Raw genomic sequence first — 26,015 nt, forward strand, 5'->3', positions numbered from 1 at the left:
ATTAAGAAATTCTTTACGCATAAATATCTTAAAATATATGATAAAAATTGATTTTAAAGTTTAAATATAAAAATATCATTATAATATTTATCGTTACTCCGCTTTAACTGTATAGAGTAAAATGTTTTTTGATAATTCCTTGAATTACATTTCAATAACAAAAACTTATTATACTCAGAGCATGCATCAAAAATATATTTCGAAGCTTTTATATATGGGTAAACTAAGGTATCATTATCAATTATATTTATAAAATTCACATCAAACTTTTTTGTATTTGAAATAAACTTAAAAGTGAACTCCGTTTCATTTAAGATATTTTGGCTTGTTATAGTTAAGTTATTAATTAAATTATATATTAAATCTGGACTTATTGAAATAAAATCATTTTGCATAGAATCTAACCAATTTTTAAGTAGTTTAGCCGAGTCTAAATTTAATTTTTGAGTTATAGATTTAAATGTTTTATCCAAGATATTTCCATACCTAACATCATATGAAACATTTTGCAATTTATAACTTAAATACTCATTCAAACCTAAGCTTATGTATAAAGGATCATTTAATAAAGGAGACTTGCGACAATTTTCAGAATTATCGTTTGTGTATTTATTAAAAGAATCTGACAGATATTGTATTTGCGTATTCGTTAAATTTTTAAAATCAGTATTACTGAAATAAGCCATAAGTGGAATTCTGTTTCCATTATCTAAACTGTTAAACCAGTCTGTAAAGCAACCAGTGGTAGTTTCATAGCTATTTTTTTTAATATCAAAATAAAGATTTAAATTCTCATATCTTAAATTTTTGTCTAGAGTTTTAGTCTTTGATAACAACCATGAATTAATAATTTCAATTTCATTACTAGAAAAACTACTTTCTGTTGGGCTAAATGTAAATATCCCTATTTCTTTTTGTAAAAATGTTCCTTTGATACTTTCTATTTGTGCTGAAGCAAAATGTCCATAGAGCAATGAAAGTAATACCAATATTTTTTTCATAATCTCCTCAAATATAAATAGATAAAAATGAATATTATTTCATTTTTATCTTAAGTTCATTTACTTATTTTTTTTTCTTAAGTCTTAGAAACTACCTGGTAAAATATCACCATTTTGATCCACTGGAGCTCTTTCGTTTCTTCTTTCACCACATTGAATCGCGTCAGACATGCCTGAGCAAACAGTAGATTTTGCCGCTTGTTGTGTTGCGTCGGTTAATGGAACTGCTTCGCGTTGTTGTTCTGGAGTACAAGTTTTGTATGCTTTAATTTTTGTATTCCACACATAACAGATGTCTGCTGCAATAGGAATTTCTGCTTTTGTACTTCCATTTTCAATGATTTCTTTATAAATTTTTACATTTGATAGCATATTAACATTTTGAATATTTGTATGCCAATAAAAATTGGAAGCCGCTGAAAATGCGCTGACAAATGCTCCACCCCATCCACTTCTCGTAAAGGCTGCAAAAACATTTTGAAACCCTGAATTCGCTCCTGAATGCCTATTATTTTGCACATCTCTTTGAACGGATTCCCAATAAGCTTTCTTATCTTCTGCTGCAAGAAGAGTTTTCTTAATTTGTAAACTTGTTAGCTCCGCATCTAACGCTTTTAGAACCCCATATGACGCTGAATTTATATCGCCACTGATAAGATTCATTTTACAGCCACCCGTACTCGTATCTGTTCCGTCCATATTCATAGTGATGTCATTGTTATAAACCACAAGTCCATCTCGAACATCTGCTCTACCTTTTAAAGACCATCCTGTACTAAAGTCACAATTCAAGATCGCATGAAATGGTTCTAGTTTGAGCGAAGTTGTTGCATTTAATGAAACTGGTAATATAAATGGACCATTTCTTCTTGCAAATGCCAAAGAACCAGCGACTGTTAAATCAAAATTTATAGTTGAGCCTGTGAAATTTCCTCCTCCTCCCATTTTTAGATAGAGAGGAGTTCCGTTAGCTAGAGTTTTTTTCCCAGTAGAGTCATAAACCAATTCAGTCAGAGGTCTAAAAGTAATTTTATCGACTGGTAATAACGATATTTTTATATTTGGAGCATATTTTGTTTTATAAATCCTAATATAATTTATTTCATCACTGGAAAATCCAGCAATAATATTTGAAGTTAAAGAACCTCCATTCGAAGAAACTATCTGAGCTGTTGTTTCACGAATTCTATAATTTGTTGTCTCGATTGGTTCATTATCTGGGAGATTAAACGGAAAGCCTGCATATGAAAATAAATCAGATATTTTATTATTCAATGTTTTAACGAGTCCAACTGGTAATAAACTCGTATACTGATTATTTTTAATATTAATTGTATTTAGCTTATCTTCTGCCTCTTTCAAGTAAACTTTAAATCTATCAATTTTATCTTGATTATTTTCTCGTTTTGCTGCATCTAGTGCTAATTGCCACTGATCTCTTGAATTTAATGCCGTAAAGTATTCATCAACAATAATGCTACTTTTTTTGTCTGATATTTCTTTTATTTGTGAATAGCTTGAAACAGATTCTACATTATTTGTATAGGAAAGTGAGCCGTCTTCATAGTTAACCGCTTTAAATTTTGGAACATAATAATATTGATTTGGATCGCTTGAATCTTGATGAACCGAGAGACCTACTATAAAATTTATTGCCAATTTATCAGTCTCATCCATTTTTATATTTGTTGGCAATGGTAGTGAGGTTGTTTCAAACTTTGGTATTGCAAAAGACAAAGTCGGTATCAAAGCAAATATAGAACAAAACGTATAAAGCTTCATTCGGCTCTCCTATAAATTTTTAAAATAAAACTGTGAATAGATCATGCTAATATTGAAACAAAATTTGTCAACTAAAAGGATATGATTTATATAAATAAAATTTGGAAAAAATATTTAATAATTCATATAATTTTTTTTATTTAATTTTTAATATTTAAAAATTTATTGTTAATTTATCAATAAATATATACTAGAATAGTTTTAGATAAAAGTAATTGAACAATACTTGAAATAAAATCTTTTGCACTTGAATGTGCATGAAAAAAACCTGACCTACACCCAAGACTGTGCCCAGACAGAACGGAGCCTGCATTTATCAAAAGGCAAAAAGATACTTAAAAAATTAAATATATTTGTAATATTTAAAAATTTTCAGTTCTTTCTAAAATAAAAAATTTTTTAAATCTTTTTTCTTAAAAATATTTAAAGATTATGTGCAATATATTTATCCATAACCAGAATTTTTTCTTCGTGAAATAAGAGAAAAATTACAAATAAAAAAATTAGTGCTAAAACGAAATTAATAGTATGTGTTGGGCAGTAACAACTCTCTCATATTTTGCAACAGCTCACGAGGACGCAGAGGAATGAACCAACTATGAAGATTATAAAAAAACATTATATATTAATTTCTTTTGTTTTTTTAGCTCTGATTTTTTTCATTGTAAAAGCAAATATAAGCAATAGCAACCGAGAAATATTGACTATAAATATGTGCGGAGCGCCCTCTATTCCATGGCTTGACAACGAGACTCCAGTCCATGTGCTTGAGACTTTTGTCGAGGCTGTGCACGGCAATCTTATCCCTTTTGGTGATTTTAACATGGAAAATGCCGTCAATCAAAATACTTTAATGAGTGGTTCTTTTTGTACTGAAAAAACCTGTTATGCCAACGTCAAAAAGGGTATTTACTTTCACAATGGGCGTGAAGTTTCAGCTTATGACGTAGAGTTTTCGTTGATTAAAAATCTTTTTGCAAAAGCAGAAAATTCATTCACCCACGCTTTGTTAGAAGACTTAGAAGGCTTAGAAGATGCAAATGGAAATCAAATGAGTGCTTTGAAACGACAAGAGCCTGTGCAGAAAAATAACATACTGTACCCGACAGGACTGTTAAAAAGCATTGAGGTAATAGATAATTACAATATAAAATTTCATCTTAAGCGCAAGAATAAGTTTTTTTTCCAAAGAATATCATCTGCGCGTTTGCCCATAGTGCCGATTGAAGAATTGACTGACGACTATAAAAAGTGGAAAAAATACCCAGTTGGTTTTGGTAAATATAAAGTTGTCAATGCTAATATCACCAACCACGAGTATTTTTTAAAAAAGGTCAATCCTAATGAAAATATACCAAGCAATATAAAGTTATTTTACAGTGACAATGACATTGGCGACATAAAAATGCTCTTGGGTGGGACGCAACGCGGCGCTCAAGCAAATGATAAAGTCATTATTTTTCCAAATATATACTCCAATGGCGGCTTTCTTTTTAATTATCAAACAAAACTAGGGCAGGATCCAAACTTCCGCAAAGCCATTTCTCTTTCTTTAGACAGGGAAAAAATAGCTGCAAAGGGAATACATAAGGAACTTATTCCGGAAGATCAAATGTTACCCAATTTCGGTTGGCAAAAGAATTACCGCGCAGATATTCCTGTCCAGCAACAAGATCTTGCGCAAGCAAAGGAATTACTAAATAAAGTACCACATGAATTGTGGCAAAATAAAGTCTTAACAATCCCAAGCTATTGGGAAGATGTAAAGGATATAAATACTCTGCCATATATTCAAGAGATCAAAGCGGAATTAACAGATTTGGGATTGAAGGTTGAATTTCAAAGCAATGTGGAAGGCTATGATAAATTCAAGGATGGTGATGAAAATGTTCTCTGGTTCACAGGTTTTGCTTTTACCAGTGATGACCCTAACAAAAGTTTTGCCAACTTCCGCAATGGCTCTTACTTTGCCCATGAGTTCCCAAAGGATCCTGAATACGAAAGACTTTTTCAAGAGTCCTCAGCCAATTCTTCGAAAATTTCCGAACCAACTAAAAAATTGAGCGAGTATTTCACAAAAAATAATATTATGGTTATTTTATTTAACCAGAGAGTTTCCTATGCCTACGATAGTAAAAAAATAGCTTCCCTTGGCGAACAGTACAGTGGTATCAAGTTTGAAATTTGGAAGGTGAAGATGAATGATTAGATTGAAATTCCGTTTAATAATACTTTTGATATTTTTAGCTTTGACTTTAATTGCTGGATTAATATATTTTACAAACAAAAATAAAAGTAATTTATATACAGCCTTCGCTCAGACAAATAATAATGAAGTGATATCAGTCAATATGTCTGAATTTCCCCAAGTCCCTTGGGGGGATGATAACTCCATTACAGTGCATGTTTCAGAAACTTTTAGCACTGCTGTGCATGGGACATTAGCTAATATAAATTATTTGCGTAATATAGATAAAGCCAATGAAACGACTCTATTAAAAGACTATATCTGTGACTCCAAAAATTGTTTTGCTACTCTGAAAAAGGGAATGCGTTTTCACAATGGCCGCGAAGTCACCGCCTATGACGTAGAATTTTCTTTCTTAAGACAGCCGTTGATTAAAAAATTCGATTTTGCTACATCCATCTTAAATGACCTGATAGATATTGAAAATACAGCGAAGAACAAAATAAATTATATATTAGTAAACGGTATTCGCTACCCCTCGGGTATTATAAAAGGAATAAAGGTCAAAGATATCTACAATATTATTTTCTACTTCAAAAGAGAGAATAATTTCTTTTTTCAAAAAGCTTCGGAGGGTAGAATACCTATTGTACCCATTGAAGAATTCGATGATAAATACATACACTGGAAACACTTTCCTGTAGGTTTTGGCAAATATAAGGTGGTCGCCGCCGATTATAAAAATTACATATTTTCCTTAGAACGTTTTCAAAACGAAGAGAATATTCCAAAATATATTAAATTAATTTTCACCGATATGAATATCGGCGATGTTAAAATGTCACTTGAAGGCCCCAAACATGGATTCTCACCCTATGATAAGAAAATTATCTTTCCAAATATAAGTTCAAATATGGGTTTTATCTTTAACTACCAATCGGAACTTGGAAATAATCCCAACTTCCGCAAAGCCCTGTCTCTTGCCCTTGATCGTGAAAAGATAGCGCACCTTTCCCTGCATGGAGAGATGACTCCTGAAGATCAAATGCTTCCAAATTTTGGTTGGCACAAAGAGTACAGAGCAAAAATAGATATCCAAAAACAAAATGTAGCAGAAGCAAAAAAACTGCTTGAAAGAGTGCCCCACCATCTGTGGAAGAATAAAATAATAGCTATTCCAACTTTTTGGGCAAATATTAATTCATTAGATTATATTCTTGAAGTCAAACGACAACTCAGTAAAATAGGGCTCAATGTGGAATTTCTAGAAACCGATCCAAACTACACTGAGTTCAGAGAAAATGATCCGAATGCTATTTTTTGGTCGGGTTTTGCTTTTGCCAGCGACGATCCTAATCGTAATTTTGCCTTCTTTTATAAAAGCCCTATTTATGTGCGAGAATACCCGAACGATCGCAAATTCGATGAATTGTTCTTGGCATCCACACAATACATGAGCAATGGGCCTCTTTACACACAAAAACTTAGCGAATACTTTACCAAAAATAATATTATGGTCATAGTAGCAAATACTCGTATGGTGGTTTCATACGACACCCGAAAAATTGCGAGCCTAGGCTTACAACCCAATGGATCAAAGTTATTACTTTGGGAGATTAAAGCACACGATTAAAGAAAATAATCTAAAGGTATTGAAAATTTATGAGATTTAACATTCTCTATTTCATATACATATATATACCTTCGTTTGTTATTTCTGTCATAATTGTGGTTATGAATATTTTTTTCACATCCTCGCAGTTAAAAGATTATTATCTTTCAACCTATGGCTACACTGAATATCTCATGCAAAATAACTACTCCCTCGAAGCGTATAAACGCTTAGTTGAAGTGGCTTCATCTATCAATGTTTACGAAAGAGTAGAAAAGAGTAAATATTTTGCTGCAGAAATTTGGGAGTGCGAGCCTTGCGTGGAAGGAGATTTTCCTCTCTGGCATACGAATACTTCTTCTCTATATGAAAATGTTAAATATATTTTTGATTATGACTTTAGAAAAAAATATCCCTCAATGCTTATCTACAATGATTTCCTTATTATTTCTGTAAATTTTCCAATTTATTCTTATAAAATAAATGCTGATAAAGTGAGTAAAAATAAAAAATACACGCTTAAATTCTATAAAAAAATCTTAGATTTTGACTTCATAAAACATGACTCAACATTTATTGAAGCCTTTTTTATTTTGAATATTTATGTTTATCTGATATTACTAGCTATCTTACCCATCCCTATTTTTCTTTTCAAACGAAAAATTGAACGCAATACAGCCCGCGACCTTGCTTCACAAACACTTGAAAACGTAAAAAATATGATTGAACATGAGCTGATCAATCAAGAAAATATCTTAAAGTACCCATCTGACTTTGACACAACGATCCAAGCTGTCTTGCATCACAACAAAGTAGCTCAAATCACGTTAAAATCTATTTTAATTGAAAGTTTAAATCCACTTGATATTTTACAAAATGTTTGGAATGGAATAGGTAACAGTAAAATCAAACTCACTTGCAGTATTGCCATCAGAAATAAATTACGTTTTGATAAAACAACCTTATACTTAATTTACAATACGATTTTAAAAAATGCGACTCACGATAGCCTTGGCACAAAAAAAATTCATGTCGATATTAAGCAGTGCAGTTTTTTGCGCACTCATAAAAGAATTATTTTCAAAATAAGCAATGATGGCATACCCATTGAGAAAAAAAATCGCGAAAAAATATTTCAAGGATATTCGAACAAAAAAGAAGGACATGGAATAGGCTTGAAAAATTTAAAAGAGATATTAAAAAAATCTGGTAGTGATTTAATCTTATCGAAACAAGAGAAAACCTGTTTTATTTTTGAATTAAATGTTTCGGATGAAAGATTTATTCTAACAAAATCTCTAACTATCCCTTGCCTGTTTGAAAAAGAACTGCCTGTCGTTAATCCATTGATTTCCGAGAATTTACCTTGGGTCGTTATTCTCGAAGACAACGAAATGATATGGCGTGGATGGGAAAAACGTATGTCCGATGCAAAAGTTTTTTTATTTAAAACACCGGATGAATTCTTTTATTTTCTTGATGAAGAAAAAGTAAATGAACGTCCCTTTCTTTCGAAAGTAAAAGCAATAGTATCAGATTTTGATTTTGGCAACGGGGTTAATTTTATAAATTCCAATTTGATCGGCGGACTCGAAAATGAAGAAGAAGAATTTATTGGAAAGCTTATATTATGCACAGGATTTAATGAAAAAATACAAGAAAGTATTCCTATATACATGAGAGAAAAAATAGACTTATTTTTTCAGAAAAAACATATTTCATACTTTGAATTGAAAGCTATGATCGACGAGCAAGAGAAAGAAAAGATTTAGAAATTATCAACTAAATTTTTGATTCGTGTAAAGCTATCACCAAAAAAGCATTTTTTATGAATCATTTTTCGGGCAATTAAAGAAAACTTTTCCATAGGAATTTTAAGTCTTCTGATAAGAACCAAAATACGGACGAGCTCTCTCCGTGATTCTATAGATAATTCTTTATCAATTTGGATAATTTCCTTTAAAAACTCGGAAGTATTTTCGTTTAAATGTAACTCTTGATTTGTCGTTATGAAAAAAATTTGAATCAGTTCTGGATACGTGATCCCAAAATAATCACTTAACTTTGTCACAAGAATATAATCATCCAGAATTTTAATAGGGTTTTCATAGATCCTTTGTAAGGTCTTTAAACTGATTCCAAGTTTATGCGCCATTTCCTCTCGAGATTCTAAAGAAAATGTTAGAAAATATTCAACTTGCGAACTTGATTCCTTAAGGGCTTTAATTTTAAATTGATTGTCTGAGTTTCCCGAAATTACAAGCAGCATTTGGTTTAATTTATGTACAATATTGTTAGCGACAATTATTTCCATTTTAAACTCATATTTAGAATAATATTTGAAAAACGCGATTTAAAAGATAATCTCCAATCGAGAAAAAGCTATTTTTCTTACTCAGATTAAAACACAGACTTAACAAAAATACAAATATTTTTCTCCTTTATTGTAATACTACACGAAATAATTCAATTGATTTTTGTATTAATTCTTTTTGCATAGTCCAAGAAATGATCGATTTTCGATCATTTTGTATTTGTCGGTTCTTTAAAAACTACTCCTTGCAGTTCTCAATTTCATTCTTAAGATTTATACTTATAAAAATTTTTAATTTTTTGACAAATAAAGTGAATACAAAAATGGCTTTTTAATTTTACCTATGATTAAAAATAAATTTAAAATTTAATTTTTAATAAAGCCAAAATACTTTTTTTATATTTTAACCATATTAACCCTAGAACAGACAACTTTGTCTCCAACCTTACATATTCACTGATGAATTCTTGCTAACATTCGTCCTCGCAATTTATATTCTCAACAAAGGTAGACTTAAAAATTAAAATTTAAGTCCACCACAATAAATTCATACAGGATCGATACGCTTAGTAAGCCTATTGATAGAATTAATTAATAAAATACTTTTTAATAAAACATATTTAAATTTGATTTGTATTTAATATTGCCTTTAGGAGAATATAGTGGAAGCTTTAATCAATAAAATTTACGAAGATACTATTTGCTCTTTAAAAAATTTATCAAACCTGCAGCTTGATTATTTTTATAATTATTTTAAGCATGAGTATTTTTATCAGTCACATTACTCAAGCCAAGAATGCTTTAAAGATAAAAAGAAAGTGCTAAAAATTTATCGTTCAATTAAAAAAGAAAAGCTTAGACGTTTACCCGAAGCAATTTAATACACAATTAATTTACCCAAACTTCTCGAAGTACTTTAAGAGAAAGTTCTGCAATAATAGTTTCAAAAGAGTGTTCGCCGGAAACAACGAGATCGGCTTTATTCTTTCCTGGTTCTACGAAAATATTGTGCATTGGACTCACAGTGGCTTTGAATTGATTTTGCACAGACTCAGCAGTTCTTCCTCTTTCTCTCACATCTCTTTTTAAACGTCTTTCAAACCTCACTTCTTCAGGTGCATCAATAAATATTTTATGATTTATTCGTTTCTCAGTATCAGAATCATTAAATAATAACACTCCCTCAACAATAACGATCGGTTTAGGAGTTACAATTTGATTGCCAATTAAACGACAATGTTTGGCAAAATCATACATTGGCAAGGTCACACATTTGCCAATTGAAAGTTCATCTAAATGGGAAACTAACAGAGGAAATTCTATAATATCTGGATGATCAAAATTAATTTGTTGACGCTGTTCAAAAGAAAGGTGGGTTAAATCTTTATAATATGCATCTTGGCTGATATGTAAAACATGATCCTTTCCCAAAAAATTCACTAACTGACGACAGAAAGTGGTTTTACCACTGCCGGATCCCCCACAGACGCCAATTACATAGGGTTGAGAAATGCCACTATCACTTGCGTGCGTCATCCCCTTCGCTTTTCGCACTTTATGCTCAAGAGAATGCAGTTTGTATGCGTGTTTTTGCCACATAATTCAACTTCCTTTGTAAATATTTTCCAAAACAGCAGATTTTTAGCCCCAAATGCTTACAAATGCAAGTGACCTTTCTAAAATGTTGCAAAAATCAAATCAATAACTACACTTACCTTTGTACTCAGCTTTTATAGTTACTCAATACAGGGATCTTTATTTATGAAGTCAATCCTCTGCTCTACAGCAAAGTTTTCTCTGCAAGTATGCGCAAACCATGAAGATAATTCAGGAACTCATATTTTGGGTGGTGTTTCATTTAGCAAAATCCCACGTATTCTCATTGCCAAATGTGGACTTGATGGACATGATCGAGGAGCAAAATACATAGCCCGCGCTCTCCGTGATGCTGGCATGGAAGTCATTTACACAGGAATTCGTCAATCACCTGAAGATGTTGCAATGACCGCAGTGCAAGAAGACGTTGATCTCGTCGGTCTTTCCCTTCTCTCAGGAGCGCACAATACTCTTTTTCCTAAACTCCTCGCAGCTTTAAAATTGAATGGTGGTGAAGACATACCTGTATTTGGTGGCGGAGTGATTCCAGACTCTGACATTCCTCATCTTAAATCCTTAGGGATAAAGGCAATTTTCACCCCTGGCACCCGCGTCGAAGATGTAATTATTGAAATTAAAAAAATTCTTGAAGGATAAAAAAATGACACTTTCAACAGAAGGATCCATAAAAAAATTGAGAGAAGTTCGCGTTAAAACTTTTGAAGGCGGTGGGGCAAAAAGAGTCGATGCCCAGCATGAAAAAGGTAAAATGACCGCGAGAGAGCGTATTTATGAGTTGCTCGATCCCAGCTCTTTTGTTGAGCATGGTGCATTTGTAACCCACAATTGTGATCAATTTGGCTTAGAAAAGCAAAAGTTTTTAGGGGATGGAGTGATCACGGGTTACGGCACGATTGGAGGACGCGCTGTATATGTTTTTGCCCAAGATTTTACAGTTTTAGGCGGTTCTCTTGGTGAAATGCATGCAAAGAAAATCTGTCAGGTTATGGAGCTTGCCATCCAAAATGGAACACCCATTATAGGTTTAAATGACAGCGGTGGGGCACGCATTCAGGAAGGTGTTTCGAGTCTTGGTGGGTATGCAGACATTTTTTATCGCAACACACTTGCAAGTGGTGTCATTCCGCAAATCAGTGCCATACTTGGGCCATGTGCGGGTGGAGCAGTCTATTCACCTGCTATTACTGATTTTATAATCATGACCCAAACAACTTCACATATGTTCATCACAGGCCCAGATGTGATTAAAACCGTAACAGGGGAAGACGTCGATTTTGAAACGCTTGGAGGAGCGGATACGCATTACAGCAAAAGTGGTGTGGCCGATGCATCGTGTATAGATGAATATCAAACAATTTCTTTTATAAAAAAATTATTAAGCTATATCCCACAAAATAATTTAGAAATCCCCGCAATTATTCCAACAACTGATCCTGTCGATCGAGCCGATCCTGAGCTCAATTCTTTGATTCCAGATAATCCAAACCAACCATATAGCATGCGAGAAGTCATAAAAAGAGTTTGTGATATTGACTCATTTTTAGAGTTACAAACCTCATTTGCAAAAAATATGATTATTGGCTTCGCACGTTTGAGCGGAAACTCGATCGGAATTGTGGCAAATGACCCAATGAACTTAGCAGGTGTGCTTGATATCAATGCAAGTATAAAAGCTGCTCGATTTGTGCGTTTCTGCGATGCATTTAATATTCCACTTATTGTCTTCACCGATGTCCCAGGCTTTTTACCAGGGACAGATCAAGAATGGCGAGGGATTATTAAGCACGGAGCAAAATTACTTTATGCGTTTAGCGAGGCCACCGTTCCACGTTTTACTGTCATAACCCGTAAAGCTTATGGTGGCGCTTATGATGTTATGAATTCAAAACATATTGGTGCAGATTACAATATTGCTTGGCCGACAGCTGAAATTGCAGTGATGGGGCCAGAAGGTGCATGCAATATTATATTTAAAAATGAAATTTCTAAAGCATCCAATCCTGACGAAAAAAGAAAAGAATTAATTCAAAATTATAAAGACACCTTTGCCAATCCATACGTAACAGCACAAAAAGGATTTTTAGATGACATAATTGAGCCTAAGTTAACACGAAAATATCTTATAAATGCTCTTTCTGTAAATAAAAATAAAAGAAAAATATTACCTAAAAGAAAGCATGGCAATATTCCTCTTTAATAATTTTATAAATTTTCATTTTAATAAAAGGCAAAACGAATGAGTCAGAAAAAAAATTATGATCTAAAACATAAACCTTTTAAAAAAGTACTGATAGCAAATAGAGGAGAAATTGCAGTTCGTATTATCCGCGCATGTCGAGATTTGGATTTGAGCCCATTGGCTGTCTATTCCACAGCAGATCTCAACTCGCGCCATGTTGCACTTGCAGATGCCGCAGTCTGCATTGGTAACGGACCTAGCAACGAAAGTTATTTAAACATTGAAAATATTCTGAATGCTGCAAAAGAATTGGGCGCCGAAGCTGTTCATCCTGGATTTGGTTTTCTTTCAGAAAACTCTGAATTTGCCAATGCCGTTCTTTCTGCAAATCTTATCTGGATAGGTCCATCCCCCCTCGCAATTCAAACGATGGGCGATAAGACTGTAGCAAAAAAAAAGGTAACAGAAGCGGGAGTGCCTTGTTGCCCAGGAAAAAATGATCCTCTAAAAGAGATAAAGGAATTAAAAGAAATTGCGCAAAAAATTGGATATCCAATGATCTTAAAAGCCGCGGCGGGAGGGGGCGGAAGAGGAATGCGTGTCGTTCGTTCAGATAAAGAGCTCAGTGAAGCTTTTAACTCCTGCCAAAAAGAAGCATTAAGTTACTTTGGTAATGCAGATGTTTTTTGTGAAAAATATATTGAACACCCTCGGCATATTGAATTTCAAATTCTTGCTGATAGCTATGGAAATGTCGTGCATTTATTTGAAAGAGATTGCACGATACAAAGAAGACATCAAAAATTAATAGAAGAAGCTCCTTCGAGTTATATCAGCGAAGAAACTAGAAAAAAAATGGGGGAAATCGCAGTTAAAGCTGCAAAAAGTGTTGGATATGTTAACGCTGGAACGGTTGAATTTATTTTGGAATCCCCTACCCAATTTTATTTTATGGAAATGAACACTCGCATTCAAGTAGAGCATCCAGTGACTGAAATGATCTCAGGAGTAGATCTTTTGCAAATGCAATTAAAAATTGCGATGGGAGAAAAAATTCCCTTTGAACAAAAAGATCTCACAATAAGAGGTTGGGCATTTGAAGCGAGAATTAACTCTGAAGATCCCTATAATAATTTCAGACCTGACCCTGGTACAATTGAGGAAGTCGAATTCCCAGCAGGTCCTGGTATTCGAGTAGATTCGCATATTTACTCTGGATATAAAATTCCTGAATTTTATGATTCTATGATTGCAAAACTGATTGTATGTGGTTCCAATCGATCTGATGCCATGAATAAGTTGAAACGTGCATTAAATGAATTTCACATTGATGGCATCCAAACTACAATACCTTTTCATCAAGCTCTCCTAGAAAATAAAGATTTCCGTGCAGGAAATTACACAACAAGATTTATTGAAGAAAACGGACATCTACTAGAAGAAATTGAAGAAAAAAGAGATGACATATCTGTGTTTGAAGCATGTGCAATAGCCATAAAAATTGTTGAAAATAAAACACATGGCGAAGCCAGGCCACATACAATAATTGAAAGTCAAGAACCGTGGAAGATTGCTTTTCTTAGTGAAAGCACACGAAGATAAATGGAGTTTAATAAATGAAAATGAATGTGCAAAAAAATTCTAACACAAAGAATTTTCAAGTAGAGATTTCTTGTACAACAGATCTTACTCACTTAGCGAATGGCGACTACTTTAGTGTTTCTTTATCCGAAGAAAATGATAATCCTAAAAATTATTCAGTCTGTCTACTTGCTGACGGACGAAGTTACTTAATCAATAATAAAATAGTGCGCATAGAAAAAATTAAAGCAAAAAAAAGAAATGATTTTTATCGTATTGCTGTTAAGAATCAAGGTTTACTCACACACAATCATTTCCATGTCACTCCTATTAGAGCTGTTAACCCAAAAGTCACAGTTAGCAATTTTGGGGGTGGAGAGATGAAATCGCCCATGACTGGAAAAATTATTTCTATTCTTATTCAAAATGATTCATTTGTAAAAGAAGGGGATACTTTAGTTATTATTGAAGCAATGAAAATGGAAAATCGCATTCTTGCCGAATGTGATGGTAAAATAGCAAATTTAAATATAATTGCAGGTAATAATGTCAATGCAGGAGACTTACTTTTTAGTATTGTTCCTGCAAATTAAGGTTACAAAATGAAGATACAGCAATCCATAGAATTGAATTCACTTGTTGAACTGCTGATTGGTAAAAAAGCGTTACCAAATGTGGAATTATGGCGCTCACGTATCCGAGCTTTGAGCAAAGCAATTACTTTTGTCGAAAATGATCCATTGCTTGCGCCTAAGCTCCTTTCACACGCTGGCATTCAACTTGCAGAAAATAAATCTTCCAAAACGCGAGTTGTTGGTATAACGGGTTTACCCGGCGCAGGAAAATCAACTTTAACGAATCTATTTGTCAGAGAATTACGTGCGCATAATAAAAGTGTGGCTGTACTCGCCGTTGATCCTTCTTCCACTCTTTCAGGTGGAGCGATATTGGGCGATCGGATTCGCATGCAGGATCACTTTCGCGACACGCACGTTTTTATCCGATCGATGGGTTCGCGCGGTGCTCTGGGCGGAGTAGCAAAAGCAACCCGCAGCGCTATCCGTTTAGCAACTCTGCTAGAATTTGATTATATATTAGTAGAAACGGTCGGAATCGGTCAAAGTGAAAGTGATATCATCAATCTCGCCGACACCACTTTGCTTGTTCTTATGCCAAATAGCGGCGATGAAATTCAGCTGATGAAAGCTGGTATTTTACAATTAGCAAATATTTATATTATTAATAAGTGCGATTTATCGGATCCTTCAAGAATGGTGCAAGAAATTAAAGAAAATACTATGCCTCTCGACTCAGAAGTATGGTGCCCCCCTGTGTTAAAAAGTTCAGCTTCTCTCAATCAAGGGATTAAAGAAATAACTGAGCAAATATTCTTACATTCAGAATATGAAAATAAGCATAATAAAGGCAAAAATCTGCGCAATTTAAGATTAAGAAGAGAGATATTACAAAATATATTAATTTTGACAGAACTTAATTTCAAAGAGGAAACAGATAAAATCCCCGATTCTGAAATTGATGAGCTTGCTCAAGGGAAAACAACTGCTATGGCTTTGGCTCAGAACCTTTATACAAAATATATTCATAAATAAAGGATTAAATATGTTAATTAAAAGGATTAGTCATTTAGGAATTGTGCCAAAAGATGTAGAAAAGTCAGTAAAATTTTTCCATGGAATTCTGAATTTAGTCAAAGAGGGTTCAGAAATTGTTGAAGAACAAATGGTGAGTGTGCAATTTATCAGAGCTGAAAATTCGCGACTTGAGATTCTTGAGGCCACGTCAAGTGACAGCCCAATAGCTAAGTTCCTAGAATCAAGGGGTTCTGGCGTACAGCACGTCGCTCTTGAAGTTGATAACTTAGATGAGTGGATTGATCATTTGAAAAAAAACAATATTCGTCTTATTGATGATGTTCCACGATATGGCGCACACAACACACGCATCATATTTATTCACCCTCATTCAACCGGAGGGGTGCTCGTAGAGCTTGTCGAGGAACAAAATAAATAATTAATAGGCGTAGCTTATTGTCATAAGAAAAGAACTGAATATGAAAATCCGCAATTTAATAACTCTCATAGCTTTAAGCACTTCTGTACTTATCTTAAATGCCTGCCAAACGATCCCAATTGGGGAGATGTCACAAGATGAAGGTTTCACTCTTATTCGCAATTCATATAAAAGCGAATCGTGGACAGATGTTATTACAAGTGTAGATGAATATAAAATCCGTTATCCTTATTCAAAGTTTAATGTAGAAGCGGATCTCATGCAAGCCGATGCATATTATCAAGCGGATAGATACCCAGAAAGTATTGTTGCTTATGAAGATTTTATTCGAAAAAATCCAAATAACCCAAGCGTAGTTCTTGCCCATTACCGCATTGCTGTCGCATACGATTTCCAAGCACCTACCGCGGTTGACAAAGAACAACTCAATGCAAAAAAATCCATCGCGAAATATTCATTCTACGTTAAGAATTTTCAAAATGCCGAACATGTAAATGATGCTAAAAATCGCATTGAAGTCCTTACCCGTAGATTGGCTGAACATGAAAAATTTATTGCAGACTTTTATTTGAGAAAAGAACAATATTCAGCCGCGCTAGAAAGATATTTATCTTTAACAAAAAGTTACAGACAATATGCTGATCTCATAGCAGAAGCAAATGAAAAAATTGTAGAATGCTACGCTAATTTAGCCACTCAACTGGAGAAAGATCCTAAGTCCGAAGAGTATATTACCTTTAAAAATACCTCTCCTGACGAGCTCAGGAAAAAAGCTGAAGAGTACAAAAAGAAAATTTAACTCAAAAAATTGCGAGTGATTTCATGAAAATTTTACACACCTCAGATTGGCATTTAGGCGCTTCTTATGAAGGTGTCAGTAGAGAAGAGGATCATAAATTTTTTTTGAATTGGTTATTAAATACATTAAATGAACAAAAAATAGATGTTCTTTTAATTGCGGGTGATATTTTCGATCAAACTCAACCCTCTTCAGAATCTCTCAGAAGTTATTATCAATTTTTATTGCATATTTCTCAGTCGACAACTGTAAAAAAAGTAATTGTATTGGGTGGAAATCACGATTCTCCCTCACGTCTCGATGCACCCGCTGAGTTATTAAAACTTCTAGATGTTTTCGTTGTGGGAGGGATGACAAATGATCTTAATAATTTAGAAAAATATCTTTGCCCTATTTATTCTTCTGATAATAAAATTGAAATGATTATTGCTGCTGTGCCTTATATTCATGAATTTCGTCTAGGGGTAAGAACAGCTTTTTTATCTGAAAAAGAAATTCAAGCAGATTTTAAAAATAAATTCTCTGAACTTTATCGAAATTTAGCTGACAAAGCCGAAGAAATTGCTCAAAATGTTCCGCTCATTGCCACTGGACATTTGGCTTGCACTGGCAGTGAAAAAGATGACTCACCGCTCGAAGTTCATTTGGTAGGCACCATTGGCAGTTTACCCAGCGATATCTTCGACCCGCGCTTTTGTTACGTTGCTCTTGGACATGTACATAGGAGTTATAGGGTTGAAAAGTCAAACGCATATTATAGCGGTTCACCAATACCACTTTCTGTAAAAGAATCAAAAACAGATCGCGCTGTTTATGTTCTCAATTTCAATCAAAGACAAACAAGTCCAGAAGTAGAAAAAATATCGGTTCCTGTTCTTAGAAATATTGTAGAAATATCAGGAGAGCTAGAAGAAGTTTATGTAAAAATTAAACAATTGAAGTGGACAACTCCACTTCCACCCTTCTTAACTTTACAAATAAATGTGGAGTCTTTTTCTATTGGCATAGATTTTCAAATTCGTAAAGAAATTGAATCCTATTTTGCAAAAAAAATGGATAATAATTCTACACAGGATCAGTTTTCTATATCTTCATTTTCAAAAAATATTCCAATTATTTCACAAATAAAACAATACCCAATTCATAAAAAACAAAAAGCAAATATATTTGAGCACAATAAATCGTTAAAAGAATTAAGTGTTGAAGATGTGTTTGTAAAAATGTGTGAGCTAAAAAATCAAGCTCTTGATGAAAACTTACTCACAGCATTTAGAAGTTTAATTTCCAAAGATAATAAATAAAGGTAATTAAATTGAAATTGTTAAAAATTGAACTCGAAAATCTAAATTCTCTTTATGGACGCCACAGTATAGATTTTATCAAAGACTTACAAAGTGCACCTATTTTTCTTATCATGGGAGCAACAGGTTCTGGAAAATCTACATTAATGGATGCTATGTCTTTGGCATTATTTGGTCAAACTCCTCGCTTAGCTAAAAATAAAGCAGAGAAGGATCTTGAAAATGACAGCCGCCTAGTCATGTCAAGGGGCACATATTCTGCTTATGCACAATTGACCTTTCAAAAAACGGAACATGGGCAGATTAAAATCTATCGAGCCACATGGCAATGTGAGCGTGCTTTTAAAAAAGCAGATGGAAAGTTTAAAGATCCAAGAAGAGTTTTAGAAATATTTGATCCAATTTCAGAAAATTTTCTTGAACTCATTAGTGATCACAGACCTAAATTTTACGAGCCTTATTTTGAAAAGGTCTTGGAGAATTTAAGCGTCCATGATTTTAAAAGAATGGTTTTACTTGCACAAGGAGAGTTTGCAGCCTTTTTAAAAGCAAATGAAGACGAAAGAGCCGAAATCCTAGAACGCTTGACCAATACAGAGATTTATAAAGAAATTGGCAAAAAAGCTGCTGATAAAAAGAAATATCTTGAAGAAAAAGTACATACATTACGATCAAGTTTAACTGATTTAAACATCTTGTCGGAAGAAGATGAAGAAGTTTTAAAAAGCAATAAAATAAAATTAGAATTAGATATCGAGAATTCAGCCCAAGAATTAAAATCTATTGAAAACGGAATCAACTGGTTTCTGAGAGAAGAAGATCTCAAGCTGAGAGTCGAGCAAGCATCTGAAAAATTCAAAGAAATATTAATGGAAATCACTGACAATCAATATAATTTCGATCGCGTTGATTCCTATCAGAAAGCTAAAAAAGCAATTGATCTTATTTTAAGTGAAAGAAAATTATCCGAGAAAATCTCTGACTCTCAAGCAGATATTACTGATAAAAAACAACTTTTTTCCGATTTAAATACCCAGATTAACATGCTTAAATTAAAAATCGATTCATATAAAAGTAACTTTGTTCAAAACAAAAAAAAATATACTGAAATAAAAGATGAGATTTTAAAATCCCGATCACTCCATCAAGAAAAACAAAGAATCATCGAAGAAAATAAAACTAAATCCACTATGTTTTCCGATGTAATTTTAGAAAAAAATAAAAAACAAACCCAATTTTCAATTTTTTTAACTCAAAAGAATTTTCTTGAGCAAGAAAAATTAAAATTATTAGAATTTCTTAAAAGTGATCTCATCATAACCTATTACTCACAAAAGAATTCTCATCTTGAACTTGATATGGCAAGTGAAGCATTTAATCTTGTTAAAAAAGAGATTTTTGAAATTATATCTCCATATTCTCATCCAAATGAAAAAATGAATTCTTATGAACTTGAAAAAAATAATCTAATCCAGCTGCAAAAAAAAATATCAACACTTATTTGGGAGCAAAAAAATTTAGATGAAAAATCAGCGAAAATCCCAAAATACATCGATGAAATATCGAGCTTAGAGCAATTATGCAAAGATGAAAAAAGTAAAACAATACAATTAAAGAGTCTATTAAACGAAAAAGAAAGCGAAATTAAAAACTTAAATGATGAAATTTCTAACTTATCTTGGGCTATGGAAATCGCAAAGAACAGGAGACTGCTTCATGACAGTCAAGATTGCCCCCTCTGTGGAAGCAAAGAACATCCCTATTTTTTGCAGAAGACATTTGCAATCGTCGATCAAGCTGTTCTTGAAAAACATCAAAAATTATTGGCTATAAAAGAAAAATCTGAAAAAAATTATCTTGAATTTGTTGCAAAAATAAATTTTGTAGAAGCCACCCTAAAATCTCAGGTTCTAAATAAAAATAAGCTGAGTCTAGAACTCAATCAATTGACTGAACAAATCAGTTTACAATGCAGAGCAATCAAGAACTTTGCATTTGACACTTTGAAAGTACAGATAATGGGACAAGAGAATTTTCTCGATGTCTTATACAAAGCGGAAGTGGAAAATAAAAAACAATATGAATCCATTGAAAAGCTTCACAATATCCTTGTTAAAACCTATCACAATTATAATACGCAAAAAGACATTTATACTGAAAAAAAAGAAAATCATAATAAAAATTTAACTAAATATAATGAAATACTTGAAACAATTACAAGTCAGTGTGAAGATTTTGTTTTAGAATCTTTTCTACATGAAACTAGCGATAATCTTCACAATGATAAATTATACTTTAATTCTCGTAATTCTTTTTTGGAATTCAAAAAAGCAGACGATACCCTTAAATTATTAAATAATAATATTTTGAAAACATCTCTTGAACTTGACAATCTTAAAAGCAGAGAAAATAGCCTTGAACAAGAAATTCAAAGTTTACAAAATAGATTAAAAGATATCGAAATAGAATTAACAAAATATCTAAGCGGCGAAGATCCTGATAGTTTTGAAGCAAACTTAATCACTATGATCGAGGAAAGTGAAAATATATTAAAAACTGCTGAGCAAGATTTTGCAGAGCTAAATAATAAAATTTCCATTCTCAATTTTTCAATTGAGAATTTAACAAATTCTCTCTCAAAGCTTAAATTTGAAGAAAAAGAACTTGAAGAAAAAATTGAATCTGAACTTAAAACAATTCATATTCAAACAAAAGAATCTGCAATATCGCTCCATATTTCCGAAGAATTCAACCAAAATTATTCGAACTTAAAAAACAAGCTTGAAACTGAAAAATTTTCATTAAACGAAAATAAATTACAAAGAGAAAAAGATCTTAAAGATCATAATGTAAATTATCCATTTATGAATGATCAGGAGAATATGCTTACTTTGCAAGAGAAGAAAAATAGATTGGAACAATCCATTCTTTGTAAGCGCAACGAATACACGGATTTACATGCAAAAATGATAAATAATGATGTAAATAAATCCAAAATTTCGAGCAAACAAAAAGAACTTGAAAAAATTCAAGTTGAATATAATACTTGGCTCAAACTCCACCAACTTATTGGAATAGGCGAAGGCAATCAGTTTAAAAAATTTGCGCAGATTTTAAATTTAGAAGAACTGATCACAAAAGCCAATGCACACCTTGCTCGTTTTGAAAAGCGTTATTCCCTTGCCCCCGCTCTCGATGCCAATGGTGTCCCTCGTCTCGCCTTTGCAATTAAAGACGGTTATCATGCTGATGAAGCACGATCCTTTAAAACATTATCAGGTGGTGAAACTTTTTTAGTTTCGTTAGCTCTGGCACTTGCACTTGCTGATTATCGATCCGTAAAAATGCCTGTTGAAACGATATTACTCGACGAAGGCTTTGGTACACTTGATCCCATCACTCTGCAAACGGCTATGAGCGCGCTTGAGTCACTCCACTCAACAGGCACTCAAGTAGGCATTATCAGCCACGTAGAGGTGCTTAAAGAATCGATTGCTTCACGTATTATAGTAGAAAAGCTTGGGAATGGGCATTCCTGTTTACGAGTTGAAGTTTAGAACAAGGATAAAAAATGAATATCAATGAATATTTAAATAAAAAAATCATTTCTAGAGCTTGGTTACCTGGTTTTGGTGTTTTTGAACGAGAAGTGAGGCGTTTTTTTGCCGTGCCTGCTCAGACAATTCTAGCCCCGTTTGGCAGCTCGATCCTCTATTTTGCCCTGTTTGGATTATCAATTGGCAAGCTTCTCGCAACAGGCCATAACTCTATTTTAACTCATGGTTTTAATTATATCACTTTTTTAATTCCTGGCATTATGGCTATGGAAATCATCAATGCTGCTATCCAAAATCCTATGAGCAGTATAATGATTGCAAAATGGACCGGAACTATTGTCGATATGCTCATGGCCCCTCTATCTCCTTTTGCATTGTGGCTAGCTTTTGTCTCAGGAGCTATTATCAGAGCACTTATAGTTGGTATTGCTGTATTTCTATCAGGGGCATTGTGTGCAGGTACTTTTATTTTCTTTAACCCTTTTCCTTTAATCTTGGCAATTATACTTGCAGTTGGTATTTTTGGCAGCCTAGGAATAGCGGCAGGTGCAATATGCAAATCATGGGAACAAATTGGTGTTATTCTTTCATTTATAGTGCAACCTCTTGTCTTTTTCTCTGGAGTCTTTTTCTCTTTCAATTCCTTTCCAGAATGGATTCAACCTATCCGTTTTTTTAATCCTATTTTTTACATTGTAAGCATGTTTCGTTATTCTATTTTAGGTGTTTCAGACACAACACCTCTTATTTCTTATGGTATATCAACTGTATTTTTAATTATTTCCTCTATTTTTGCCATAATCGTGTTGAAATCTGGTTTTGGTTTGAGGTCGTAAAATGTTAAATCAATCAATTGCTATAGAATTAAAAAATGTTTCTAAAACCTATAAAATGCCAAAAGGTGAATCCTTTCAAGCTTTAAAACCTCTCAATTTATCTATAAAAAGTGGAGAATGTTTTGCGCTATTGGGACACAATGGAGCTGGCAAAACGACAATTATTAGTTTACTTGCTGGTGTAAATAAACCAACTTCAGGAGATGTTTTTATCAATGGTTTGAGCGTAACAAATCAATCAGAAAAAACAAAACGTATGATTGGCGTCGTTCAACAGGAATTGATTGCTGATTCCTTTTTTAATTTACCGACGATGCTAAATATCCAAAGTAAATTATCTGGTGTTATTCCTGATAAACACTGGATCGATTTTTTATTAGATAAGTTACAGCTTCAAGAACATAGTAAGAAAACTACTCGTGAATTGAGTGGAGGAATGAAACGGCGCATGATGATAGCGCGTGCACTTGTCCACAAACCAAAAATTTTAATTTTAGATGAGCCCACTGCTGGAGTTGACATTCAACTCAGACAAAGTATGTGGAAATTTATTGAAGAACTCCATCTCAATGGTCTAACAATTATTCTGACAACTCATTATTTACAAGAAGCGGAAGAATATTGCAGCCGAATTGCAATTATGAAAAGTGGAGAGATAGTGACTTTAAAAGAGAATAAGGAACTCCTCGCCCTTGGCGGAAAGCACAAAGTGTCCTGTCTTATTGAAGTACCAAATGTTCATCAATGGCTCGATAAGCACTCTGCCTACCTAAAAGAAAATTCTATCGGGTTTGAACCTGTTAAAAAAGTTTCAAACAGCACAGGAGATCTCAAACTTTCTCTCAACTATGAAAAGGGAGAAATGTCTTCGTTTATATCCTCTTCAAAAAAATTGAATGAGGTCTCTCATAAACTGTCCTTGAAAATTTCAGAAATATTCACAGAATCTCCGGGTCTTGAAGAAGTTTACATGAAAATCAATGAAGGGAACCTCAAGGTCTAACCCCACCCACCGATAAGCTCTTAGACTTAATATAGGAGCTTAATTTTATGAGAATATTTCGTACATTTTATATTTTTACCGCGCTCTTTATTACTTCCTGTGGTAAAGAAAAATCAGATACACCAGATAGCATGAGCGCTAACCGCTTAAAAGCATTTGGCACATTCAGTTCAAACATGCAGAAAGCAAATATTGATGGGGACTTTAATCGCCTCGATTCCGTGGGTAAAGGCTTTAAAAGCATCACAGGAGTCTCTGCAAACCGTTGTTTAGAAAACCAAACATCTTATTTCACCTTTGACCCCTCTGCAAATATAGACTATCAAACAGACCTAAGCCAACAACAGCTTCTCAATAAAATTGGTGTGGGCGTAAGTGCAACGATTCCCGTAAATGTGTCTGGAGTGCCTGTTACAATTTCACCAGAAGCAGGTTACGCAAGAGAAGCCAGTGTTGACAACCTTTCCCGCACAGGAACAGTGACTATCAAAATAGTTAAAGGGAAATATTCTTTAGGAAAAGTAAATCAAGCTAATCCATATAAGTTAAGTGATAAATATACACAAAGTCTTAATAATCATTCCGGTGAATTCTTTATGCTTTGTGGAGATAAAGTGATTACTCAACAAAATGCGGAAGCAAGTTTAGTGATTACAACAGTTTTTCGTTTTAACAACTCACAAACAAAAAATACTTTTGATGCTTCTTTAGGGGCAAAAATACCAATTCCATTCAGCTTTGGTGGTAAAAAAGCAGATTTGAAAACAGGAGACAAAACTGAAAGCAAACAAGTGGACTCATCTCCAAAAACTGCTGATGCATCTACAAATACAAATACTAAAAAAGTTGATGCATCTACAAATACAAATTCTAAAAAAGTTGATGCATCTACAAATACAGATGCTAAAAAAGTTGATGCATCCACAAATACAGATGCTAAAAAAGTTGATGCATCCACAAATACAGATGCTAATGACCAAAAGCCTAAAGGAAAAATCGCCGGAATAATAGATAAGGTTAAAGAAAGCGGAGTTATCGATAAAATTAAAGAAATGATTAGCCCCTCCAAAGAAGGTGGTGGAGGTATGTCTCCAGAATTGAAAATTAAATTTTCAAGTATGAGTCAAGAAACCTTAAAAAATGTCTCCATCGAAGTGAAGGCGATTCAAATTGGGGGAGACCCACGCGATTTACCAAAGATCATCGCTTCAGCTTGTTCCCCTGCCGATATGAATAGCTGTGATAAGATGTTTGCTGAGATCCAAAATTATGCAGCAAATAGCTTCCCCGCACAATTGGAAAATATCAGCACATACACCGATGAATCCAGCAATAATAAGTTCACACGCGGCGGGTATGTTGTTGCTAAATACAGCGATCTTGAAATAATTGATTCTTCTGGAAAACTTATAAGTGAATCCTTGAACAAATACACTCAAGACAGTCAAAGCTTTATCAGTTTAAAACACGATATTAGTGAAATTAGTCAAAGTATTGTAACAGAATATAACTTTGCACAAGGTATTAAAAATAAATCTTCATATGAAAGCTTAACAATTGATGAAAAAGAAACCGTTGTCAAAGCAATTAATATCACGCAAAGAGAAGAAGAATTAATCCAATTTGTTTCAGATTCTTGTTACCAAAATAAAGGAAGTTGCCAAAATAGTCTCGATGAATTTAAAAATAGAAGTAAAAATCAAAAAGAACAAGCTCACTACCTCACAGCAGATTTAAATAGCATAAAAGCTTGGAATTTAATTGCTTCTACTGAAGCTAATTGGAGACCTGTAAGATACGTACTTGGAGTTTATTCATCCGATCGAATGACAAGTGACTTTTTCTCTCCAAGCAATTTACGTGGATATAAGAAATTCTTTATCAAGTATGTTTACAATAATGGAGAAAAAAAAGGAATCAAAATTACTAAAGCGAATTCAAATGGAATTAGATTAAATACCTCCTTCAGATGCTACAACTGGTTCAGCGATGCGATTGGGACACTTTGGCTCCATGAAAGAGAACCAAATGAAACTATTGACCTTGGTAAAGGTGATGAACTCGTTAATCTCTGTGGCTCAAAAACTGCCTTTGCTTGTACATTTAACAGTGATTTACAACAAATAAGTCCATTTTTAATCCAGCTTTGGGCAGAATGAATTAATATACTTAGAGAAAATCATTCTTTATAGGCAGAGTTTCCGAACTCTGCCT

General features: G+C 33.4%; 20 protein-coding genes. 16 read left to right on the plus strand and 4 right to left on the minus strand.

The genetic code is table 11. From position 1 onward, the window contains the following. Positions 1 to 53: 53 nt before the first annotated feature. Both EZS29_RS13360 and EZS29_RS13365 read right to left on the minus strand, forming a co-directional pair. Positions 54 to 1,001, minus strand: a complete 948-nt coding sequence (locus EZS29_RS13360; RefSeq protein ID WP_130611739.1) for a hypothetical protein — start codon at positions 999 to 1,001, stop codon at positions 54 to 56. An 84-nt stretch (positions 1,002 to 1,085) separates the two neighbouring features. Then, positions 1,086 to 2,783, minus strand: a complete 1,698-nt coding sequence (locus tag EZS29_RS13365) for a hypothetical protein (RefSeq protein WP_130611742.1) — start codon at positions 2,781 to 2,783, stop codon at positions 1,086 to 1,088. A gap of 598 nt (positions 2,784 to 3,381) precedes the next feature. Between EZS29_RS13365 and EZS29_RS13370 the strand changes: the two genes are divergently transcribed. Genes EZS29_RS13370 through EZS29_RS13380 form a run of 3 tightly spaced genes read left to right on the plus strand, consistent with a single transcriptional unit; the run spans position 3,382 to position 8,355 of the window. After that, on the plus strand, positions 3,382 to 4,992 hold the full coding sequence (locus EZS29_RS13370) for an ABC transporter substrate-binding protein (RefSeq protein ID WP_130611745.1): 1,611 nt from the start codon (positions 3,382 to 3,384) through the stop codon (positions 4,990 to 4,992). Next, positions 4,985 to 6,604, plus strand: a complete 1,620-nt coding sequence (locus tag EZS29_RS13375; RefSeq protein WP_130611748.1) for an ABC transporter substrate-binding protein — start codon at positions 4,985 to 4,987, stop codon at positions 6,602 to 6,604. The genes EZS29_RS13370 and EZS29_RS13375 overlap by 8 nt, the downstream gene beginning before the upstream one ends. Positions 6,605 to 6,633: 29 nt before the next feature. Beyond that, positions 6,634 to 8,355, plus strand: a complete 1,722-nt coding sequence (locus EZS29_RS13380) for an ATP-binding protein (protein WP_130611751.1) — start codon at positions 6,634 to 6,636, stop codon at positions 8,353 to 8,355. Here EZS29_RS13380 and EZS29_RS13385 read toward each other — a convergent pair. Next, positions 8,352 to 8,897, minus strand: coding sequence for a hypothetical protein (locus EZS29_RS13385; RefSeq protein WP_130611755.1), 546 nt, complete (start codon positions 8,895 to 8,897; stop codon positions 8,352 to 8,354). The two genes, EZS29_RS13380 and EZS29_RS13385, sit on opposite strands and share 4 nt — an antisense overlap. A gap of 662 nt (positions 8,898 to 9,559) precedes the next feature. Between EZS29_RS13385 and EZS29_RS13390 the strand changes: the two genes are divergently transcribed. Continuing rightward, positions 9,560 to 9,778, plus strand: a complete 219-nt coding sequence (locus EZS29_RS13390) for a hypothetical protein (protein ID WP_130611758.1) — start codon at positions 9,560 to 9,562, stop codon at positions 9,776 to 9,778. Between the two features lie 7 nt (positions 9,779 to 9,785). Here the strand turns inward: EZS29_RS13390 and udk are convergent, their stop codons facing one another. Further along, complete coding sequence (gene udk, locus EZS29_RS13395) at positions 9,786 to 10,496, minus strand: uridine kinase (protein ID WP_130611761.1); 711 nt, start codon at positions 10,494 to 10,496, stop codon at positions 9,786 to 9,788. 162 nt (positions 10,497 to 10,658) lie between these two features. Here udk and EZS29_RS13400 point away from each other — a divergent pair, with 162 nt between their 5' ends. The 12 genes from EZS29_RS13400 to EZS29_RS13455 are packed head-to-tail and all read left to right on the plus strand — an operon-like array spanning position 10,659 to position 25,960. Next, on the plus strand, positions 10,659 to 11,150 hold the full coding sequence (locus EZS29_RS13400) for a cobalamin B12-binding domain-containing protein (RefSeq protein ID WP_130611763.1): 492 nt from the start codon (positions 10,659 to 10,661) through the stop codon (positions 11,148 to 11,150). Positions 11,151 to 11,154: 4 nt separating this feature from the next. Further along, positions 11,155 to 12,711, plus strand: coding sequence for an acyl-CoA carboxylase subunit beta (locus tag EZS29_RS13405; RefSeq protein ID WP_130611766.1), 1,557 nt, complete (start codon positions 11,155 to 11,157; stop codon positions 12,709 to 12,711). Between the two features lie 39 nt (positions 12,712 to 12,750). Next, complete coding sequence (accC, locus tag EZS29_RS13410; RefSeq protein ID WP_130611769.1) at positions 12,751 to 14,295, plus strand: acetyl-CoA carboxylase biotin carboxylase subunit; 1,545 nt, start codon at positions 12,751 to 12,753, stop codon at positions 14,293 to 14,295. Positions 14,296 to 14,309: 14 nt separating this feature from the next. Continuing rightward, positions 14,310 to 14,867 carry an acyl-CoA carboxylase biotin carboxyl carrier protein subunit gene (locus EZS29_RS13415; protein WP_130611772.1) on the plus strand — a complete coding sequence of 186 codons (558 nt, stop codon included), beginning with the start codon at positions 14,310 to 14,312 and terminating at the stop codon, positions 14,865 to 14,867. Positions 14,868 to 14,876: 9 nt separating this feature from the next. Beyond that, entirely contained in the window at positions 14,877 to 15,884 is a 1,008-nt protein-coding gene (meaB, locus tag EZS29_RS13420) for a methylmalonyl Co-A mutase-associated GTPase MeaB (RefSeq protein WP_130611775.1), read from the plus strand. 10 nt (positions 15,885 to 15,894) lie between these two features. Next, positions 15,895 to 16,305, plus strand: coding sequence for a methylmalonyl-CoA epimerase (gene mce, locus EZS29_RS13425; RefSeq protein WP_130611778.1), 411 nt, complete (start codon positions 15,895 to 15,897; stop codon positions 16,303 to 16,305). Between the two features lie 40 nt (positions 16,306 to 16,345). Further along, positions 16,346 to 17,104, plus strand: coding sequence for an outer membrane protein assembly factor BamD (gene bamD, locus EZS29_RS13430; RefSeq protein ID WP_130611781.1), 759 nt, complete (start codon positions 16,346 to 16,348; stop codon positions 17,102 to 17,104). A 23-nt stretch (positions 17,105 to 17,127) separates the two neighbouring features. Then, positions 17,128 to 18,405 (plus strand): exonuclease subunit SbcD, encoded by a 1,278-nt coding sequence (sbcD, locus tag EZS29_RS13435; protein WP_130611784.1) that lies wholly within the window; start codon positions 17,128 to 17,130, stop codon positions 18,403 to 18,405. 11 nt (positions 18,406 to 18,416) lie between these two features. Continuing rightward, positions 18,417 to 21,962, plus strand: a complete 3,546-nt coding sequence (locus EZS29_RS13440) for an AAA family ATPase (RefSeq protein WP_130611787.1) — start codon at positions 18,417 to 18,419, stop codon at positions 21,960 to 21,962. 14 nt (positions 21,963 to 21,976) lie between these two features. Next, complete coding sequence (locus EZS29_RS13445) at positions 21,977 to 22,798, plus strand: ABC transporter permease (protein ID WP_130611790.1); 822 nt, start codon at positions 21,977 to 21,979, stop codon at positions 22,796 to 22,798. 1 nt (position 22,799) lies between these two features. Continuing rightward, positions 22,800 to 23,801 (plus strand): ABC transporter ATP-binding protein, encoded by a 1,002-nt coding sequence (locus EZS29_RS13450; protein WP_130611793.1) that lies wholly within the window; start codon positions 22,800 to 22,802, stop codon positions 23,799 to 23,801. Between the two features lie 47 nt (positions 23,802 to 23,848). Further along, complete coding sequence (locus EZS29_RS13455) at positions 23,849 to 25,960, plus strand: hypothetical protein (protein ID WP_130611796.1); 2,112 nt, start codon at positions 23,849 to 23,851, stop codon at positions 25,958 to 25,960. Positions 25,961 to 26,015 lie beyond the last annotated feature (55 nt).

The organism is Fluviispira sanaruensis (assembly GCF_004295685.1).
Classification (GTDB): domain Bacteria; phylum Bdellovibrionota_B; class Oligoflexia; order Silvanigrellales; family Silvanigrellaceae; genus Silvanigrella; species Silvanigrella sanaruensis.